This window comes from Pantoea sp. 18069, from assembly GCF_902706035.1.
In the GTDB taxonomy this organism is placed as follows: Bacteria; Pseudomonadota; Gammaproteobacteria; order Burkholderiales; family Burkholderiaceae_C; genus Comamonas.
Map to the genome: position 1 here is coordinate 204729 of NZ_CACSJA010000001.1, position 15134 is coordinate 219862.

The following is a 15134-nucleotide window of genomic DNA, read 5'->3' on the forward strand; positions in this document are numbered from 1 at the left end:
ATATGAAAATAGATGCCATTGACTGCAGGCTGCTGGAAAAACTCCAGCAAAACGCCGATATCCCGGTGGCGGATCTAGCCACCGAGCTGGGCCTGTCGCAGACCTCCTGCTGGCGGCGCATACAGCGCCTCAAGGAGGCCGGCGTGATCACGCGCAATGTGGCGCTGCTGGACCGCAATCACGCCAACGTCAGCGTCACGGTGTTTGTCGCCGTGCGCACCAGCACCCACAGCCAGGAGTGGTTCGATCAATTTCACGCCACGGTCCAGTCCATCACCGAAGTGGTCGAGCTCTACCGCATGAGCGGCGATGTCGATTACCTGCTGCGCGTGGTGGTGCCCGACATCGCGGCCTACGACAAGGTCTACAAGCGCCTGATTGCCGGCACCCAGCTGCTGGACGTGTCCTCGAGCTTTGCCATGGAGGAAATCAAGTTCACCACGGCGCTGCCGCTGACCTACGTGCGCTGAGGCCGCGCAGGCAACATGGCCCAGTCAAAAACACCATTCATGGCCCTCACGGACCAGGCCATTGCGCCGCCACAATTGCGCCAACCGAGTGGCCGGGATGACTACCGCCAGCGCCTTGCTGGCGCATCCCGGTGACAGGAATCCGCCACCTGCCCTATCGATTGGAGCGACCATGAGCCAACGCCTCGACTACTACAAATCTTCCCCCGATGCCGCCAGGAAGTACGTCGAATTCAACCACCTGCTGCACAACAAGCCGTTTCTTGCCCAGCACGGACATCTGGTCACGCTGCGCGCTTCGCAGCTCAACGGCTGCGCTTTCTGCGTGGACATGCATGTCAAGGAAGCCAGGATCCACGGCGAGCGCGAATTGCGCCTGCACCATGTCACCGTCTGGCGCGAGTCGACGCTGTTCAGCACCAAGGAACGCGCCATCCTCGAATGGACCGAGGCCCTGACCCAGCTGGGCGCGCATGGTGTCTCCGATGCGATCTTCGACAGCGTGCGCGCCGAACTCACAGACGAGGAGCTTGCCGACCTGTCGTTCCTGATCGTCGCCATCAACGGCTGGAACCGGTTGAGCGTGGCGTTTCGCGCCGTGCCGGGTTCGGCCGACAAGCTCTACGGCCTCGACAAGTCCGGGCTGTCCTGAGCCGGACGCGGCCCGTCAGAGGGACTGCCGGATCAGAATGCCCAGGCGTTCGGCCTGCGTGGCGGTCGTGCAGTTGGTGAAGCTCAGCAGCAGGGCCGATTCCGTGCGCTGCGATGCCCACCAGCACGACATCGCCTGCACGGCCATTCCGCTGGCGAGCAGCTTCTCGGCCAGGGGCTGGTCGCTGCGTTCGCCGGGCAGGCGCAGCACCAGATGCATGCCACCGGGCTGCGGCTCGGTGCGCAGCCGGCCCTGCAAGCCGCGCTCCAGCGCGGCAATGGTCGCCATGCGGCGCTCGGCATAGAGCTTGCGCATGCGCTGGATGTGGCGCGAGAAATGCCCTTCGGCCATGAACTCCGCGACGATGGCTTGCGTAATGGCCGGCGTCGCGGCGGCAAAGAAGATGCGCCCCACCCGCTCGAACGCAGCCACCTGCGCCTGCGGAACGACCAGATAAGCCAGCCGTATTCCGGGGAACAGCACCTTGCTGAAGCTGCCCGCATACAGCACGCGACCATGCCGGTCCAGGCTGGCCAGGGCGGGCAGCGGCCGACCCGCATAGCGGAACTCGCCGTCGTAATCGTCCTCGACCACCCAGGCATTGCGCGCCGTGGCCCATTCGAGCAGCGCGTGCCGGCGCGGCAGCGACAGCGACATCGACAGCGGGCTTTGATGCGCTGGCGTGACGACGGCCAGGCGCGCGTCGGGCGCCAGCGCGATGCCGCGCTCCACGGCCAGGCCGCAGTCATCGACGGGCACAGGCACCGGCAACAGACCCGACTCGCGCAGCAGCTGGCGCGTGGGCGGGTAGCCGGGGTCCTCGACCCAGGCACGGTCTCCCGGCTGCATCAACGCCAGCGCGACCAGCTGCAGGCTGGCGCGGTAGCCGGTGGTGACGAACACCTGGTGGGCGCCGCAATCGATGCCGCGCGCGACCTGCAGGTACGAGGCGATCGCGCTGCGCAAGGCCGGCAAGCCGTGCGGCGGCGGGTAATCGAGGTCCGCGGTCTGCATGCCGCGCAGGTAGCGCGCGCCCAGCCGCGCCCAGATCTTGCGCGGAAACGCATCCATTGCCGGCACGCCCATCTGGAAAGGCAGGAGTTGTGCGGGCCGCCATAGCGTGTCCGGTGCAGGGGCCGCGCGTTCGCCTGGCGGCGCGACGGGCCGCGAATCCGGCGCCGCGGCGGGTTGCAGCGCCGGATGGATGACCGTGCCCGCCTGGCCGCGCGCCAGCAGATAGCCTTCGGATGCGAGCAGTTCGTACGCCAGCTCGATCGTGCCGCGCGCGACACCCAGCTCCTTGGCCAGCGCGCGCGCCGAGGGAACACGGTCCCCCGGTGCCAGGTCACCGGCCGCAATGGACGCACGCACCCGGTCATACAGCTGACGGTACAAAGGCGTGCTGCTTTCCCCGGCCAGCGGCGCGAAGGCATCCGATGAAATCGCAGGCGTCATGGTCCAGTTCATAGGCACGGTCTTGTGCGCGGGGCATTGTGGCATGCGACCTGGAGCGTCCGGGGCAGCCCTGCCCCGTCCCCACCATGCCCAGCGTTCTGCGCCGGACGGGACAGTGCGCTGCGCCCCGATTTGGCCTGGGCCGGCCCCCTGCACTGGATGCCTGGGCGCATGCCAGGGCAAAATTTGCCGCGCAGCTATGCAGCCCGCCGCGAATGAGGGATGATAGGGAAAATTCACTTTCGCCTCCAACCTCCTGCTCCATGCCTGCTGCTGACTCTGTCACTTCGTCAACATCCAGCAAGGCGCTTCCCGGACTGGGTCGCGCACTGATTTCTGCGGGCACCATCACGACCGAGATCGCCGAAGCGCTGCACCAGAAGTCCCAGACTGCACGCACCAGTTTCATCGCCGAGCTCATAGGCTCGGGCACCGTCACCCCCTCCGATCTGGCCCATACGCTGTCCGCGGTATTCGGCGCGCCGCTGCTCGATCTTGACGCCGTCGACCCCGCCACGCTGCCGCAGGGGCTGCTGCCCGCGAAGCTCTGCCTGACCTACCGCGTGGTGGTATTGAGCCGGCGCAACAACCGCCTGACGATTGCCGCGGCCGACCCGACGGACCAGGAGGCCGCCGAACGCATCAAGTTCACGTCCCAGATGGGGATAGACTGGATCATTGCCGAGTACGACAAGCTGGTGCAGCTGTGCGAAGCCACGCACAAGACCGCGGCCGAATCGCTGCAGAGCTATACCGCCTCGGGCGACTTCAACTTCGACGACATCAAGACCGAGGATGCCGAGGAAGCGACCGAAAGCGCCAATGCCGCTGCCTCGGACATCGAGGACGCACCGGTCGTCAAATTCCTGCACAAGATGCTGCTCGACGCCTTCCACATGCGCGCGTCCGACCTGCATTTCGAGCCCTACGAGCACAACTACCGCGTGCGCTTTCGCGTGGATGGCGAGCTGCGCGAGATTGCCTCGCCGCCGATCGCCATCAAGGACAAGCTCGCGTCGCGCATCAAGGTCATCTCCCGCCTGGACATCTCCGAGAAGCGCGTGCCGCAAGACGGGCGCATGAAGCTCAAGGTCGGCCCCAACCGCACGATCGACTTCCGCGTGAGCACCTTGCCCACGCTGTTCGGCGAAAAGATCGTGATCCGTATCCTGGACCCCGAAAGTGCCAAGATGGGCATCGATGCGCTCGGCTACGAGCCCGAGGAGCGCGAACGGCTGATGCATGCCATCGGCCGCCCCTACGGCATGATCCTGGTCACCGGCCCCACGGGCTCGGGCAAGACGGTTTCGCTCTATACCTGCCTGAACCTGCTGAACAAGCCCGGCGTCAACATCGCCACGGCCGAGGACCCCTCGGAAATCAACCTGCCCGGCGTCAACCAGGTCAATGTCAACGAAAAGGCCGGCCTGAGCTTTGCAACCGCACTCAAGGCCTTCTTGCGCCAGGACCCCGACATCATCATGGTCGGCGAGATCCGCGACATCGAGACCGCCGACATTTCGATCAAGGCCGCCCAGACCGGTCACCTGGTGCTGTCCACGCTGCACACCAACGACGCGCCGTCCACGCTGACGCGCCTGCGCAACATGGGCATCGCGCCGTTCAACATCGCGTCCAGCGTGATCCTGATCACCGCCCAGCGCCTGGCGCGGCGCCTGTGCCCGCAATGCAAGCAGCCCGCCGACATTCCGCACCAGGCGCTGCTCGACGCGGGCTATGACGCGCACGAGCTCGACGGCAGCTGGGTGACCTACAAGGCCGTGGGCTGCAAGGCCTGCAACAACGGCTACAAGGGCCGGGTCGGCATCTACCAGGTGATGCCGATCACCGAAGAAATGCAGCGCATCATCCTGCGCGATGGCAGCGCCCTCGAAATCGCCGCCCAGGCCAAGCTCGAAGGCGTGCGCTCGCTGCGCGAGTCCGGCCTGCACAAGGCGCGCCAGGGACTGACATCGCTAGAAGAAGTGCTGGCCGTGACCAACGAATAGAACAGCCCAGTACACGAGAGGGAACGGCATGGCGACTGCAGGCATCCAGGATTTTGTCTTCGAGTGGGAAGGCAAGGACCGGCACGGCAAGATCGTGCGCGGCGAGACCCGCGCGGGCGGCGAAAACCAGGTCCAGGCCACGCTGCGCCGCCAGGGCATCTTCCCGACACGGATCAAGAAGCGCCGCACACGCTCGGGCAAGAAGATCCGCCCCAAGGACATTGCGCTGTTCACGCGCCAGCTCGCCACCATGATGAAGGCCGGCGTGCCGCTGCTGCAGTCGTTCGACATCGTCGGGCGCGGCAACACCAACGCCAGCGTGACCCGGCTGCTCAACGACATCCGCGCCGACGTCGAAGTCGGCACCTCGCTGAACGCGGCCTTTCGCAAGCATCCGCTGTACTTCAACAGCCTCTACTGCAACCTGGTCGAAGCCGGCGAATCCGCGGGTATTCTCGAAACCCTGCTCGACCGGCTCGCGGTCTACATGGAAAAGACCGAGGCCATCAAGGGCAAGATCAAATCGGCGCTGATGTACCCGAGCGCGGTCATCATCGTGACTTTCGTCGTGATCGCGGTGATCATGATCTTCGTGGTGCCGGCCTTCAAGGACGTCTTCAGCTCGTTTGGCGCCGACCTGCCCGCGCCCACGCTGCTGGTCATGGCGATCAGCGAAGTCTTCGTGCAATGGTGGTGGCTGATCTTCGGCCTGATCGGCGGCGGCATCTACTTCTTCATGCAGGCCTGGCGGCGCAGTCCGCGCATACAGATCGCCATGGACCGCATCATGCTGCGCCTGCCCATCTTTGGCGTGCTGGTCGAGAAATCCTGCGTCGCGCGCTGGACGCGCACCCTGTCGACGATGTTCGCCGCCGGCGTTCCGCTGGTCGAAGCGCTCGATTCGGTCGGCGGCGCCTCGGGCAACGCGGTCTATGCGTTGGCGACCGACAAGATACAGCAGGAAGTCTCGACCGGCACCAGCCTCACGGCGGCGATGACATCCACCAATGTATTCCCCTCGATGGTGCTGCAGATGTGCGCGATCGGCGAGGAATCCGGCTCCATCGACCACATGCTGGGCAAGGCCGCCGATTTCTACGAGGAGGAAGTCGATGAAATGGTCGCGGGGCTGTCGAGCCTGATGGAGCCCATCATCATCGTATTTCTCGGGGTCATCATCGGCGGCATCGTGGTCGCCATGTATCTGCCCATTTTCCAGCTGGGACAGGTGGTTTGATGCTCATCGGTTGGGAAAATGCCGCCCTGGGCGGCGTGCTCGGTCTGCTCATCGGCAGCTTTCTGAACGTGGTGATCCACCGGCTGCCGAAGATCATGGAACAGCAATGGGCCGATGAATGCCGCCACCACGCCGAGGAACAGGCCCTGGCCACGGGCCAGGTGCCTGCTGCGGCGGCTGCCGCCGCACGCATCAGCCTCAGCGCCCCACGCTCGCGCTGCCCGCACTGCGGCCATGCGATCCGCTGGCATGAAAACATTCCGGTCGTGAGCTATCTCGCGCTGCGCGGCCAATGCGCAGGCTGCAAGGCGCGCATCAGCGCGCGCTATCCGCTGGTCGAGTTGGCCACGGCCGCGCTGTTCGCGTTCTGCCTGGGCCACTGGGGCCTGAGCCCGACGGGTCTGGCCTGGTGCGGCTTCAGCGCCGCGCTGCTTGCACTGGCGCTGATCGACTGGGACACCACCTTGCTGCCCGACGACATCACCCTGCCCCTGCTCTGGGCCGGCCTGCTCGCCGCGGCGCTGCGCTGGACGGACGTGCCGCTGGCCGACGCCGTCTGGGGTGCGGCCGCGGGCTATCTGTCGCTGTGGCTGGTTTTCTGGGGCTTCAAGCTCGCGACCGGCAAGGACGGCATGGGCTATGGCGACTTCAAGCTGTTCGCCGCGCTCGGTGCCTGGTTCGGCTGGCAGGCGCTGGTGCCCATCATCCTCGCGGCGTCCGTCATCGGCGCCATCATCGGCCTGATCATGAAGTTTCGCAGCCAGCTGCGCGAAGGCGGCTATATCCCGTTCGGCCCGTTCCTCGCAGGCGCAGGCTTCGCGGCGCTGCTGTTCGGCCCGCAGCGCATGCTCGAGCGCTTTCTGGGCCTGCTGGGCTTGTGATGGACAACATTTCTGCACGCGTCTTGCCACCGGCCCGCTGGCGCACGCCGCGCCTGGGAGTGACCGGCGGCATAGGCAGCGGCAAGAGCACGGTCGCCGCCATGCTCGCCGCCCGGGGTGCGATCCACATCGATGCCGACCAGATCGCGCGCGGCGTCACGGCCGCGGGCGGTGCGGCGATGGCGCCTATCGCCGCGGCCTTCGGCCAGGAACTGATAGCCGAAGACGGCGGCCTGCACCGCGAACGCATGCGCGCGCTGGCCTTTGCCGATGCGTCGGCACGCCAGCGCCTCGAAGCCATCGTCCATCCGCTCGTGGGCCAGGCCACGGCCGAGCGCATCGCCCAGGCCGAGCAGGCCGGCGCCGCGCTGATCGTGCTGGACATTCCCCTGCTCGTCGAATCGGGCCGCTGGAGCCGCCAGCTCGACCAGGTGCTGGTGGTCGACTGCAGCGAGACCACACAGATCCGCCGCGTGATCGAACGCAACCAGTTGCCGCGCGAAGCCATCGAACGCATCCTCGCGGCGCAGGCCACGCGCAAGGCGCGCAGAGCGGCAGCCGATATGATTATTTACAATGACACACAGGATCTGGAGCGTTTGCGCGCGCAAGCGGTTCGGATCGCTGCGTTGTTCGGGCTATGATGGGACAGGCTTGGCCTAAGCCGCAGGGCCCGGGTGGCCTGCCAGGGCGTCGTTACGCGTCTGGATTGGCGCGGTTTTGTCCTGTTCGCGCCGATAACAACAAGGTGAACAGGCCCTAGGAGCCCTGCAAGCGTGATCCTCTACGAATACCCCTTCAACGAACGCCTGAGAACCTATCTCCGGCTGGAGTGCCTGTTCCGTCGTCTTGGCGAACTGATTGCACGCCCCTATCCGACCGACCACCATTTCGCGCTGGTCACGATCTTCGAGATCATGGATGTCGCGGCCCGGGTCGACCTCAAGGCCGATGTGCTCAAGGACCTCGACAAGCAAAAAGCCCTGCTCTACAGCTACCGCGGCAACCCGTCGATCGCCACCGAGCTGCTCGACCAGATCATAGTCCGCATGGACGAGTGCTTCGCCGCGCTCAATGCCCAGAACGGCAAGACCGGCCAGATCCTCACGGAAAACGACTGGCTGATGGCCATTCGCAGCCGCATCAGCATTCCCGGCGGCACCTGCGGTTTCGACCTGCCGGCCTACCACGCCTGGCAGCACCAGGACAGCGACGTGCGCCAGCGTGCACTCGAAGGCTGGACCGCGGCGCTGACGCCGCTGGCCGATGCGCTGTTCGTGCTGATGCAGATGCTGCGCGACACCGGCGTGCCCCAGCGTGTGGCCGCCGAGAACGGCCAGTTCCAGCAGAACCTGCCCACGGGACGCACGTTCCAGCTATTGCGCCTGCGCATCGACCCGGCGCTGGACCTGGTGCCCGAGATCAGCGGCAACCGGCTGCTGGTGTCGGTGCGGCTGATGCGCGCCGATGCGAACGGCAAGCTCCAGCCCTGCCCCGAAGACGCGGACTTTGAAATAACACTCTGCGCTTGAGGACGCCGATGACAAATCCCCCCCAGCCCACCGCCCCCAAGCCGGGCGCCCCGATCGTGCGCTGCCCCACCTGCGGCGGCCCCAGCGTCTTCGCACCGCAGAACCGCTGGCGCCCGTTTTGCAGCGAGCGCTGCCGCCAGATCGACCTGGGCGCCTGGGCCAATGAAGAGTTCCGCGTGCCTTCGCCGATTCCGCCCGAAGGCGCGCCGCACGGCGACCCTAGAGAGCAAGACTGACAGCCCGCAGGCTCAGACTGTCGCGGGCAGGTCGCGGGTGTAGTAATCGGCGTCGAAGTCCAGCCCGCGCTCCTGGGCCAGCCATTCGAGTACCGGCAGCGCGCCGGGCAGCACGGGTTTGACATCGAGCGGCAGCTGCTGCCAGGCCATGGCCTGGCCTTCACGCATTTCAAAGTTGCCCTGCCAGTCGCGCACCTTGCACCAATGCAGCCGCACCAGCGCATGCGGGTAGTCGTGCTCGGTGACTTTCCACACTTCGGCCGCGCCGATGGTGATGCCCAGCTCCTCGATCAGCTCACGGCGCAGCGCCTGCTCCACCGTCTCGCCGGCTTCGAGCTTGCCGCCGGGAAACTCCCAGAAGCCCGCGCAGGGCTTGCCTTCGGGACGCGATGTGAGCAGCAGCGCATCGTCGGCGCGTATCAGCACGCCCACGGCGACTTCGGTGTGTTTGCGCGGTGCGGAATTCTCGGTCACAGCTCGGCTTCCTCGGCAAGATCGTTGACATCGGCGATGCTGGCGGTGGCCGCGGCATGCGTCTCCCGGCCCGCATAGTCGCGCGCGAACTGGTGGGCCACGCGGCCGCTGCGCGAGCCGCGCTCGAGCGCCCAGACCAGGGCTTCGGCACGCGCTGCGGCAATCGCCGCGTCATCGACGCCCAGCGCCGACAGCCACTGCGCGACCACGCGCAGGTATTCGTCCTGGCTGAACGGGTAGAAGCTGACCCACAGGCCAAAGCGTTCCGACAGCGAGATCTTCTCCTCGATCACTTCGCCGGGATGGATTTCACCATCGTCGCCGCGCTGCACCGACAGGTTGTCGGTCATGTATTCGGGCAGCAGGTGGCGGCGGTTGCTGGTCGCGTAGACCAGCACGTTGGGGCTCGCGGCGGACACCGAGCCGTCGAGAATCGATTTCAGCGCCTTGTAGCCGGGCTCGCCTTCCTCGAAGCTCAGGTCATCGCAGTAGATGATGAACTTCTCGGGCCGGCCCGCGACCACGTCGACGATGTCGGGCAGATCGGTCAGGTCCTGCTTGTCGACTTCGATCAGGCGCAGGCCCTGGGCCGCATAGGCGTGCAGGCAGGCGCGGATCAGCGAGGACTTGCCCGTGCCGCGCGCGCCCGTGAGCAGCACGTTGTTGGCCGTGCGGCCCTGCACGAACTGCTCGGTGTTGCGCGCGATCTTTTCCTTTTGCCCGTCGATGTTCTGCAGATCGGACAACGCCATCGCGCCGATATGCCGCACCGGCTCGAGCAGCCCGCAGCCATTGGCGCGCTTGCGGTAGCGCCAGGCAATCGCCTCGCTCCAGTCCTGGGGCGATTGCAGCGGCTGGGGCAGCACGGCTTCGATGCGCTGCATCAGCTGCTCGGCACGCGCCACCAGGCGCTCAAGGGGGTTGGTATCGGCGGGCAGGGTCATGAGATTGTCTCGATCGTTACGCTAGTTGTGCGCTCAGCGCTAGTTACCGGCGCGGCCCGGGCGAGGGGCAGCGAGCAAGGGCCGCCCCGCAGCGAGGCTGCCGTCCCCCCGGGGGGAAGCCGCGTCAGCGGCTCGGGGGGGGGAGGGTCAAGAACGATAATCGGCGTTGATGGTCACGTAATCGTGGCTGAAATCGCAGGTCCAGACCGTATCGACAGCATCGCCCCGTCCCAGCAGCACGCGCACGGTGATTTCCTGCTGCTGCATCACGCGCTGGCCGTCTTCCTCGCGGTAGTCGGGGTTGCGTCCACCCTGGATGGCCACATGCACATCGTCGAGGTACAGGTCGATGCCGGTCTGGTCGAGATCGGCAATGCCTGCATAGCCCACGGCCGCGAGAATGCGGCCCAGGTTCGGGTCGCTGGCATAGAACGCGGTCTTGACCAGCGGCGAATGCGCGATCGCATAGGCCACCTGGCGGCATTCGGCACCCGTCTTGCCACCTTCGACGCGCACGGTGATGAACTTGGTCGCGCCTTCGCCGTCGCGCACGATGGCCTGGGCCAGTTTTTGCGACACGTCCAGCAGGGCTGCCTGCAAGGCCTGGCCTTCGGCGCTGGAGAGAGACGTGATCTGCGCATGCTTTGCCCGGTTGGTCGCGACCAGCACGAACGAATCATTGGTCGAGGTGTCGCCGTCGATGGTCACGCGGTTGAAAGAGGCTTCGGCCAGGCCCGTCACCAGCGGCTGCAGCAGCTCGGGCGCGATATTGGCGTCGGTGGCGAGAAAGCCCAGCATGGTCGCCATGTTCGGGCGGATCATGCCCGCGCCCTTGCTGATGCCGGTGATCGCAACCGTCGCATCACCGATCTGCACCTGGCGGCTGAACGCCTTGGGCAGGGTGTCGGTGGTCATGATGCCTTCGGCGGCCCGCGCCCAGTGCGTGGGCTGGGCGTCGGCGAGCGCCGCGGGCAGGCCGGCGACGATGCGGTCGACGGGCAGCGGCTCCATGATCACGCCCGTGGAGAACGGCAGCACCTGGTGCGCGGCCACGCCCAGCAGTTCCGCGAGCGCAGCGCTCGTGGCGCGCGCAGCGGCCAGGCCCTGGGCACCCGTGCCGGCATTGGCATTGCCGGTGTTGATCACCATGGCGCGCACCGCGCCGCCCTGGGCCAGGTGCTCGCGGCTGACCTGCACCGGCGCGGCGCAGAAGCGGTTTTGCGTGAACACGCCGGCCACGGCCGCGCCTTCATCGAGCAGGACGACCGTCAGGTCCTTGCGATTGGCCTTGCGCACGCCGGCTTCGGCGACGCCGATACGGACACCGTCGATCGCAAGCAGCTCGGCGGCAACAGGGGCGGAGAGATTCACAGGCATGCGAATATCTTTCGTGAAAGGAATGTCGATGGATTATGCGGAAAAACGGACCAGCGCCAATGCAAACACGGGCCGTAGCCCGTGCGTGCATTCAGTGCCGGGGGCGCAGACTCAAGCCAGTTTGCCGTGGCATTGCTTGAACTTCTTCCCACTGCCGCAAGGGCAGGGATCGTTGCGGCCCACGCGCACCATCGGTGCAGCGGCCGCCGCCTCATCGGCGCGCACCGTGGTCTGGCTGCCGTCTTCGGTCGGCGAGGTGTAGGTCACGTTGGCGATGTGCTCGGCGCGCTGGCCCAGCACTTCGGTGGCTTCGTCGAGCTGTTCGTTGGACTGCACCTGCACCGTCATCAGCACGCGCGTGACTTCGTTCTTGACCTGGTCGATCAGCTGGCGGAACAGCTCGAACGCTTCGCGCTTGTATTCCTGCTTGGGCTGCTTTTGCGCGTAGCCGCGCAAATGGATGCCCTGGCGCAGGTAGTCGAGCGCGGCGAGGTGGTCGCGCCAGTTGGAGTCGAAGCTCTGCAGCAGCACGGCGCGCTGGAACTGGGTGAAGTTCTCGCGGCCGATCAGCGCCAGCTTGGCATCGAACGCGGCCTGTGCGGCCTGCAGCACCTTTTCGAGGATTTCCTCGTCGGTGATGGATTCGGCCGTGCCGGCTTCCTGCACCAGCGGCAGCTCCAGGCGCCACTCGTCGTTCAGGTGCTTTTCGAGCGCCGGCAGATCCCATTGCTCTTCCATCGATTCGGCGGGCACATGCTGGCGCACGATGTCGGTCACGGTCTCTTCGCGCATCACGCCGATGAGTTCGTTCAGGTCGACCGCGTCGAGAATCTCGTTGCGCTGCTGGTAGATGACCTTGCGCTGGTCGTTGGCGACGTCGTCGTATTCGAGCAACTGCTTGCGCACGTCGAAGTTGCGGGCCTCGACCTTGCGCTGCGCCGACTCGATCGAGCGCGTCACGATGCCCGCTTCGATGGCTTCGCCATCGGGCATCTTCAGGCGTTCCATGATGGCCTTGACGCGGTCGCCCGCAAAGATGCGCAGCAGCGTGTCGTCCAGGCTCAGGTAGAAGCGCGAGGAACCGGGGTCACCCTGGCGGCCCGAGCGGCCGCGCAGCTGGTTGTCGATGCGGCGCGATTCATGGCGTTCGGTGGCGATGATGCGCAGGCCACCCAGGGCCGCGACCTTCTCATGCTCGATCTGCCACTGTGCGCGCACTTCCTCGAGACGGCGCGCGCGCTCGGCCTCGCCCAGCGAGGTATCGGCTTCGACCACGCTGAGCAGCTTCTCCAGGTTGCCGCCCAGCACGATATCGGTGCCGCGGCCCGCCATGTTGGTGGCGATGGTGATCATGCCCGTGCGACCGGCCTGGGCCACGATGTCAGCCTCACGCGCATGCTGCTTGGCGTTGAGCACCTGGTGGGGCAGCTTGGCTTCGTTGAGCAGCCCGTCGATGATTTCCGAGTTCTCGATCGATGTGGTGCCGACCAGCACGGGCTGGCCGCGCTCGTAGCATTCGCGGATGTCCTTGATCGCGGCCGCGTACTTCTCGGCCGTGGTCTTGTAAACCCGGTCGAGCTGGTCTTCGCGGCGGCTTTGGCGGTTGGGCGGAATGACCACGGTTTCAAGGCCGTAGATTTCCTGGAATTCGTAGGCTTCGGTATCGGCCGTGCCGGTCATGCCGCCGAGCTTGCCGTAGAGGCGGAAGTAGTTCTGGAACGTGATCGAGGCCAGCGTCTGGTTCTCGGCCTGGATGGTCACGCCTTCCTTGGCTTCGACGGCCTGGTGCAGGCCATCGCTCCAGCGGCGGCCCGACATCAGGCGGCCCGTGAACTCGTCGACGATCACGATCTCACCGTTTTGCACCACATAGTGCTGGTCGCGGTGGTACAGGTGATTGGCACGCAGCGCAGCGTACAGGTGGTGCATCAGCGTGATGTTCGCCGGGTCATAGAGCGAAGCGCCCTCGGCGATCAGCTTGGCGCTGGCCAGCACGCGCTCGGCCGTTTCGTGGCCCTGCTCGGTCAGGAAGACCTGCTGCGTCTTCTCGTCGAGCGTGAAATCGCCGGGCGTGGTGACGCCTTCGCCGGTGCGCGGGTCGGCTTCGCCGATCTGGCGCTGGAGCATGGGCACGATGGTGTTCATCGCCAGGTACATGGCGGTGTTGTCGTCGGCCTGGCCGCTGATGATCAGCGGCGTGCGCGCCTCATCGATCAGGATGGAGTCCACCTCGTCGACGATGGCGTAGTTCAGCTGGCGCTGCACGCGGTCACCCGACTCGTAGACCATGTTGTCGCGCAGGTAGTCGAAGCCGTATTCGTTGTTCGTGCCGTAGGTGATGTCGGACTGGTAGGCGGCCTGCTTTTCCTCGCGTGGCATGTTGGGCAGGTTGATGCCCACCGTCAGGCCGAGGAAGTTGTACAGTCGCGCCATCCACTGCGCATCGCGGTTGGCCAGGTAGTCGTTCACGGTCACGACGTGCACGCCCACGCCCGCCAGCGCATTCAGGTACACGGGCAGCGTGGCGGTGAGCGTCTTGCCTTCGCCGGTGCGCATTTCAGCGACCTTGCCATCGTGCAAGGCCATGCCGCCGAGCAGCTGGACGTCGAAGTGGCGCATCTTCATGACGCGCTTGGAGCCTTCACGCACGACCGCGAAAGCTTCGGGCAGCAGACTGTCCAGGCTTTGCCCCTGACTCACCCGCTCCTTGAATTCCTGGGTCTTGGCACGCAGTGCATCGTCGCTGAGCTTTTCAAGTTCGGGCTCCATCGCATTGATGCGAGCCACCGTCTTGCGGTATTGCTTGAGAAGCCGGTCATTGCGGCTGCCGAATAATTTGGTGAGGAAGTTGGTGGCCATGCAAACAGATTCACCTTGCCTGCACCAGGGCATTCAAGGAAACCAGAGTCCCTAAGAAGAATAGATTTCAGATGGGGCCGCCCCATGGAATTTCTACAGCAAGAACCCATAATGCGGAGACTGATCCAATGATTCTAACTGCCTCATCCCGTGCGGGGCATGCATGCCGCCCACATCACTGCGCAAAGCGCAGTCGCAAACGCTCCGGAGCCAGCGGGCTTTTGCCATCCACTCCCCACGCAGCCGGCGCGCAGACGCGCTGCGGCAGCCACTTTCCCAGGCCATGAACCGACGCAATTACCCTATTTCCCTGCAGCAGGCCGCCCAGTCTTCGCCCACCTTGGCCAAGCTGGTGGCAATGACGCAGGATTCCTCGGCACGCCTGCAGGCGATACAGCCGCTGATGCCCATCACCTTGCGCAAGGTGGTACAGGCCGGGCCCATCGAAGGCAGTTGCTGGTGCCTTCTGGTCAACAGCAATGCGGCCGCGGCCAAGCTGCGCCAATTGCTGCCGGCGTTTGCGGCGCATCTGCGTGTCAAAGGGTGGGATGTGACGGAAATACGCCTCAGGGTGAAGTCCTGAGTGCCGGGCAGCGGATGCCTGGGCCTGGACGGGCGTTTTCGTCGAAAAGATGGTGCCGGTTGTCGGAATCGAACTGACGACCTACCGCTTACAAGGCGGGTGCTCTACCAACTGAGCTAAACCGGCGAAGCCCGAATTCTAGCGTATAGAAAATGGGCAGAAATCCAAACCAGGGATTTTTATTTGCCGCTGGCCGTCCCAAGGCAAAAACGCGTTGGGGGCTTTGCCCCCCAGGTAACCCTTAGACAAGCTCCGGACGCAGCGAGCAAGCGTGGGGGCACGGTTTTTGCCGCCGGGCCGCCCCAAGGCAAAAACGCGTTGGGGGGCTTTGCCCCCCAGGTAACCCTTCGACAAGCTCCGGACGCAGCGAGCAAGCGTGGGGGCTCGGTTTTTGCCGCCGGGCCGCCCCAAGGCAAAAACGCGTT

14 protein-coding genes and 1 tRNA gene are annotated in these 15134 nt (G+C 65.5%); 9 read left to right on the forward strand and 6 right to left on the reverse strand.

Annotated features, from left to right (window positions below):
- Window positions 1-2 precede the first annotated feature (2 nt).
- On the forward strand, window positions 3-470 hold the full coding sequence (locus GVL12_RS00975) for an Lrp/AsnC family transcriptional regulator (protein WP_159910765.1): 468 nt from the start codon (window positions 3-5) through the stop codon (window positions 468-470).
- Between the two features lie 172 nt (window positions 471-642).
- Window positions 643-1122 (forward strand): carboxymuconolactone decarboxylase family protein, encoded by a 480-nt coding sequence (locus tag GVL12_RS00980; protein WP_159910766.1) that lies wholly within the window; start codon window positions 643-645, stop codon window positions 1120-1122.
- Between the two features lie 15 nt (window positions 1123-1137).
- Here the strand turns inward: GVL12_RS00980 and GVL12_RS00985 are convergent, their stop codons facing one another.
- Window positions 1138-2589 (reverse strand): PLP-dependent aminotransferase family protein, encoded by a 1452-nt coding sequence (locus tag GVL12_RS00985; RefSeq protein ID WP_235033780.1) that lies wholly within the window; start codon window positions 2587-2589, stop codon window positions 1138-1140.
- A 251-nt stretch (window positions 2590-2840) separates the two neighbouring features.
- On the opposite strand from GVL12_RS00985, the gene pilB reads away from it, so the two are divergent.
- The 6 genes from pilB to GVL12_RS01015 all read left to right on the forward strand — a co-directional run bounded on the left by pilB (window position 2841) and on the right by GVL12_RS01015 (window position 8472).
- Window positions 2841-4586 carry a type IV-A pilus assembly ATPase PilB gene (gene pilB / locus GVL12_RS00990; RefSeq protein ID WP_159910767.1) on the forward strand — a complete coding sequence of 582 codons (1746 nt, stop codon included), beginning with the start codon at window positions 2841-2843 and terminating at the stop codon, window positions 4584-4586.
- Window positions 4587-4614: 28 nt separating this feature from the next.
- Window positions 4615-5823, forward strand: a complete 1209-nt coding sequence (locus tag GVL12_RS00995; protein WP_159910768.1) for a type II secretion system F family protein — start codon at window positions 4615-4617, stop codon at window positions 5821-5823.
- Window positions 5823-6704 (forward strand): A24 family peptidase, encoded by an 882-nt coding sequence (locus tag GVL12_RS01000; protein ID WP_200843403.1) that lies wholly within the window; start codon window positions 5823-5825, stop codon window positions 6702-6704. Before GVL12_RS00995 ends, GVL12_RS01000 begins: the two co-directional genes overlap by 1 nt.
- Entirely contained in the window at window positions 6704-7348 is a 645-nt protein-coding gene (gene coaE, locus GVL12_RS01005) for a dephospho-CoA kinase (RefSeq protein ID WP_159910770.1), read from the forward strand. The genes GVL12_RS01000 and coaE overlap by 1 nt, the downstream gene beginning before the upstream one ends.
- Before the next feature lie 132 nt (window positions 7349-7480).
- Window positions 7481-8236 carry a cell division protein ZapD gene (gene zapD / locus GVL12_RS01010; protein ID WP_159910771.1) on the forward strand — a complete coding sequence of 252 codons (756 nt, stop codon included), beginning with the start codon at window positions 7481-7483 and terminating at the stop codon, window positions 8234-8236.
- 8 nt (window positions 8237-8244) lie between these two features.
- Window positions 8245-8472, forward strand: a complete 228-nt coding sequence (locus GVL12_RS01015; RefSeq protein WP_159910772.1) for a DNA gyrase inhibitor YacG — start codon at window positions 8245-8247, stop codon at window positions 8470-8472.
- A 12-nt stretch (window positions 8473-8484) separates the two neighbouring features.
- On the opposite strand, the gene GVL12_RS01020 is transcribed toward GVL12_RS01015, so the two are convergent.
- From GVL12_RS01020 to secA, 4 genes are all read right to left on the reverse strand, one after another.
- Entirely contained in the window at window positions 8485-8946 is a 462-nt protein-coding gene (locus GVL12_RS01020; RefSeq protein ID WP_159910773.1) for an NUDIX domain-containing protein, read from the reverse strand.
- Window positions 8943-9890 (reverse strand): ATP-binding protein, encoded by a 948-nt coding sequence (locus GVL12_RS01025; protein ID WP_159910774.1) that lies wholly within the window; start codon window positions 9888-9890, stop codon window positions 8943-8945. Before GVL12_RS01025 ends, GVL12_RS01020 begins: the two co-directional genes overlap by 4 nt.
- 147 nt (window positions 9891-10037) lie before the next feature.
- A complete protein-coding gene (gene argJ / locus GVL12_RS01030) occupies window positions 10038-11267 on the reverse strand; it encodes a bifunctional glutamate N-acetyltransferase/amino-acid acetyltransferase ArgJ (protein WP_159910775.1) in 1230 nt (409 codons plus the stop codon).
- Between the two features lie 111 nt (window positions 11268-11378).
- Window positions 11379-14126: a preprotein translocase subunit SecA gene (gene secA / locus GVL12_RS01035; protein WP_159910776.1), complete on the reverse strand. Its 2748-nt coding sequence runs from the start codon at window positions 14124-14126 to the stop codon at window positions 11379-11381.
- A 283-nt stretch (window positions 14127-14409) separates the two neighbouring features.
- Here secA and GVL12_RS01040 point away from each other — a divergent pair, with 283 nt between their 5' ends.
- Window positions 14410-14709 (forward strand): hypothetical protein, encoded by a 300-nt coding sequence (locus GVL12_RS01040; RefSeq protein ID WP_159910777.1) that lies wholly within the window; start codon window positions 14410-14412, stop codon window positions 14707-14709.
- Between the two features lie 50 nt (window positions 14710-14759).
- Here the strand turns inward: GVL12_RS01040 and GVL12_RS01045 are convergent.
- A tRNA-Thr gene (locus tag GVL12_RS01045) sits at window positions 14760-14835 on the reverse strand.
- Window positions 14836-15134: the final 299 nt, after the last annotated feature.

Bases quoted from the DNA above. Each gene is read 5' to 3' on its own strand.
- GVL12_RS01000 (WP_200843403.1), top strand. From the start codon at position 5,823: ATGCTCATCGGTTGGGAAAATGCCGCCCTGGGCGGCGTGCTCGGTCTG.
- GVL12_RS00980 (WP_159910766.1), top strand. From the start codon at position 643: ATGAGCCAACGCCTCGACTACTACAAATCTTCCCCCGATGCCGCCAGG.
- secA (WP_159910776.1), bottom strand. From the start codon at position 14,126: ATGGCCACCAACTTCCTCACCAAATTATTCGGCAGCCGCAATGACCGG.
- GVL12_RS01040 (WP_159910777.1), top strand. From the start codon at position 14,410: ATGAACCGACGCAATTACCCTATTTCCCTGCAGCAGGCCGCCCAGTCT.
- coaE (WP_159910770.1), top strand. From the start codon at position 6,704: ATGGACAACATTTCTGCACGCGTCTTGCCACCGGCCCGCTGGCGCACG.
- pilB (WP_159910767.1), top strand. From the start codon at position 2,841: ATGCCTGCTGCTGACTCTGTCACTTCGTCAACATCCAGCAAGGCGCTT.
- GVL12_RS01025 (WP_159910774.1), bottom strand. From the start codon at position 9,890: ATGACCCTGCCCGCCGATACCAACCCCCTTGAGCGCCTGGTGGCGCGT.
- GVL12_RS00995 (WP_159910768.1), top strand. From the start codon at position 4,615: ATGGCGACTGCAGGCATCCAGGATTTTGTCTTCGAGTGGGAAGGCAAG.
- argJ (WP_159910775.1), bottom strand. From the start codon at position 11,267: ATGCCTGTGAATCTCTCCGCCCCTGTTGCCGCCGAGCTGCTTGCGATC.
- GVL12_RS00985 (WP_235033780.1), bottom strand. From the start codon at position 2,589: ATGAACTGGACCATGACGCCTGCGATTTCATCGGATGCCTTCGCGCCG.
- GVL12_RS01015 (WP_159910772.1), top strand. From the start codon at position 8,245: ATGACAAATCCCCCCCAGCCCACCGCCCCCAAGCCGGGCGCCCCGATC.
- GVL12_RS00975 (WP_159910765.1), top strand. From the start codon at position 3: ATGAAAATAGATGCCATTGACTGCAGGCTGCTGGAAAAACTCCAGCAA.